The following is a 3,410-nucleotide window of genomic DNA, read 5'->3' as shown; positions in this document are numbered from 1 at the left end:
GGGGTGGGTTGCGGGCGTCGGCGTTGACGAGTACGGGCGGGCGTCGGCGGCTGTCGGTGGGCGTCGTGGAACGTTAAGTTACGCTGCTACGAGGCAGCCCGGCAGTGCTTTCGTGTGACGATCGTAGGCCCGTGTGGACGGCTCCCATGCCAGGACGGTGGTAGTGTGCGCGCCTCGCTCATCCAGATCGGCGTAGACGAGGGCGAATCGGTCGGTTCGCGTAGACGGCGGGTCGCCTCCCTGATCCGCGAACAGTCCGGTGCCGATCTCGTCGTCCTTCCCGAGCTGTGGACGACCGGCGCCTTCGCGTACCAGGAGTTCGCGGCCGAGGCCGAACCGCTGGACGGGCCCACGTACGAGGTGATGGCCAAGGCCGCCCGTGACGCGGGCGTCTGGCTGCACGCGGGCTCGATTCCCGAACGGGCGGCATCCGACAGCGGCTCCGCCGCGGGTGACGGTCCCCTCTACAACACGTCTCTCATCTTCTCCCCCTCCGGTGAACTCGCCGCCACCTACCGGAAAATCCACCGCTTCGGCTTCGACAAGGGTGAGGCCGTGCTGATGGGCGCGGGCAGTGAGCTCGTGACGGTCAGGCTGCCCGGCCCCGCCACCACCCACGGCCTTGCCGCTACCCATGGTCCCGCCACCACCCATGGTCCCGCCACCACCCTCGGCGTCGCGACCTGCTACGACCTACGCTTCCCCGAACTCTTCCGCGGTCTCGTCGACGCAGGCGCCGAGATCCTCGTCATCCCGGCGGGCTGGCCGGAGCGCCGCCGCTCCCACTGGACGCTGCTGGCTCAGGCGCGGGCGGTGGAGAACCAGGCGTACGTCCTCGCGTGTGGAACGGCCGGCACACATGCGGGGGTTCCCCAGGCGGGTCACTCGATCGTGGTGGATCCGTGGGGCGAGGTGCTGGGGGAGGCGGGCTCCGGTGAGGAGGTCCTCACGGTGGAGTTCGACCCGGCGAAGGTGGCGGCCACCCGCGAGCAGTTCCCGGCCCTGAAGGACCGCATGCTGGGACTTCGGCCTCCCGGGCGCTGAGCAGCCCCTGCCCACCACCAGCCCTGTGCCGTCGAGCGGCAGGGCTCAACGCTCTGATTGCTCCATGCGGGTGTGACCGCCACGCGATCGGCCGAGTGTCGACCGCTCGGGGCGTCGGCCCCGCCCACGTCGACCGCGAGGATGACGGGCGAACGGGCGACTGACGCGGGGAAACCGCGAGCATGGGGAGACGCACGGCTTGTGAGCATTCTCAACGAACCCGAGGGGCCGATCGCCACCTACGAGAGCGAGTTGCCCGTCAGACGCAGGCAGCCCGGCAACGTCGTGGTGAAGTGGCTGACGACCACCGATCACAAGACGATCGGAACGCTGTATCTGGCGACGTCCTTCGCCTTCTTCTGCTTCGGTGGCGCCATGGCGCTGCTCATGCGTGCCGAGCTGGCCCAGCCCGGTACCCAGATCATGTCGAACGAGCAGTTCAACCAGGCGTTCACGATGCACGGCACGATCATGCTGCTGATGTTCGCGACACCGCTGTTCGCGGGCTTCACGAACTGGATCATGCCGCTGCAGATCGGCGCACCGGACGTGGCCTTCCCGCGACTGAACATGATCGCCTACTGGTTCTACCTGTTCGGCTCGCTGATCGCCGTCGGCGGCTTCCTCACCCCGCAGGGCGCCGCCGACTTCGGCTGGTTCGCCTACTCGCCGTTGACGGACATCGTCCACTCCCCGAACATCGGCGGCGACATGTGGATCATGGGTCTGGCCTTCTCCGGCTTCGGCACCATCCTCGGCGCGGTCAACTTCATCACCACCATCATCTGCATGCGCGCACCCGGCATGACGATGTTCCGCATGCCGATCTTCACCTGGAACGTGCTGCTGACCGCGGTCCTGGTCCTCTTCGCCTTCCCGATCCTGGCGGCGGCACTGTTCGCGCTGGAGGCGGACCGCAAGTTCGGCGCCCACGTCTTCGACGCGTCCAACGGCGGAGCCCTGCTGTGGCAGCACCTGTTCTGGTTCTTCGGCCATCCGGAGGTGTACATCATCGCGCTGCCGTTCTTCGGCATCGTCTCCGAGGTGATCCCGGTCTTCTCCCGCAAGCCGATGTTCGGCTATCTGGGCCTGATCGGCGCGACGATCTCCATCGCGGGGCTTTCGATCACCGTCTGGGCGCATCACATGTTCGTCACCGGCGGTGTGCTGCTGCCGTTCTTCTCCTTCATGACGTTCCTCATCGCCGTCCCGACCGGGGTGAAGTTCTTCAACTGGATCGGAACCATGTGGAAGGGCAGCGTGTCCTTCGAGACCCCGATGCTCTGGGCGACGGGCTTTCTCGTCACGTTTCTCTTCGGTGGTCTGACCGGTGTCATCCTGGCCTCGCCCCCGATGGACTTCCACGTCTCCGACTCGTACTTCGTGGTGGCGCACTTCCACTACGTGGTGTTCGGCACCGTCGTCTTCGCGATGTTCTCCGGCTTCCACTTCTGGTGGCCGAAGTTCACGGGCAAGATGCTCGACGAGCGCCTCGGCAAGGTCACGTTCTGGACGCTGTTCGTCGGATTCCACGGCACCTTCCTGGTCCAGCACTGGCTGGGCGCCGAGGGCATGCCGCGCCGTTACGCCGACTACCTGGCGGCCGACGGCTTCACCACCCTGAACCTGGTCTCGTCGATCAGCTCGTTCGTGCTCGGCGCGTCGCTGCTGCCGTTCCTCTACAACGTCTGGAAGACCGCCAAGTACGGCAAGAAGGTCGAGGTCGACGATCCGTGGGGTTACGGCCGTTCGCTGGAGTGGGCGACCTCCTGCCCGCCACCGCGGCACAACTTCACCACCATGCCGCGGATCCGCAGCGAATCCCCGGCGTTCGACCTGCACCACCCCGAGATCGGAAGGGCCGAGGCCGAGGCCTACGGAGTTCCGGCGGTGACCGACAGAGGTCACAGGTGAGTGATCTGCCGGGACACGAGGCTGACAGCGGGCTCAGCAACGAGGTGGAGGGATACCTGCTGTGGCAGGCCAGAATCACGGAGGCGACGCGGCGCGCGCAGGCGTTCGTCCGGCCCATGGAATGGCTGACCACGGCGCAACGCACGGAAATCGAGCAGCACTACATCGCCGACAGCCTCGTGCAGGCTCGAAAGGACCTTGAACGCATCGCGGCCCGGTGCCTGTCGCTGCGTGCTGAGTACGAAAGCCGCTATCGAAGACTGCGGCTGCGCTGTGTGGGTTGGACGCTGGCCGTCTGCGCCTGCTTCACCACGGTGGCGACGCTGTTGCTGATCCTTTGAGGACATCACGGCACGTTTCGCACCACTGCGAGCAGGGCGGACAGAGCGGTGGGTGTGGGCGAGAGGGTGGTGGCCGGGGTGTCGCTTTCTCGGAGGTGGAGGGTGGTGGGG

General features: G+C 66.7%; 3 protein-coding genes. All 3 read left to right on the top strand.

Annotated elements, in window-relative coordinates; genetic code table 11:
• The first annotated feature begins 165 nt into the window (after positions 1-165).
• The 3 genes from FPZ41_RS45700 to FPZ41_RS45690 all read left to right on the top strand — a co-directional run bounded on the left by FPZ41_RS45700 (position 166) and on the right by FPZ41_RS45690 (position 3,299).
• A complete protein-coding gene (locus tag FPZ41_RS45700) occupies positions 166-1,044 on the top strand; it encodes a carbon-nitrogen family hydrolase (protein WP_322621577.1) in 879 nt (292 codons plus the stop codon).
• Positions 1,045-1,245: 201 nt separating this feature from the next.
• Complete coding sequence (ctaD, locus tag FPZ41_RS45695; RefSeq protein ID WP_407698908.1) at positions 1,246-2,958, top strand: aa3-type cytochrome oxidase subunit I; 1,713 nt, start codon at positions 1,246-1,248, stop codon at positions 2,956-2,958.
• A complete protein-coding gene (locus FPZ41_RS45690) occupies positions 2,955-3,299 on the top strand; it encodes a cytochrome C oxidase subunit I (RefSeq protein ID WP_322621576.1) in 345 nt (114 codons plus the stop codon). Before ctaD ends, FPZ41_RS45690 begins: the two co-directional genes overlap by 4 nt.
• The last annotated feature ends 111 nt before the right edge of the window (positions 3,300-3,410 follow it).

Origin of the sequence: Streptomyces acidicola (assembly GCF_009377235.1) — a bacterium.
GTDB lineage: Bacteria > Actinomycetota > Actinomycetes > Streptomycetales > Streptomycetaceae > Streptomyces > Streptomyces acidicola.
The sequence above is the reverse complement of the archived record's forward strand: the minus strand, read 5'-3'. Positions and strand labels throughout refer to the sequence as shown.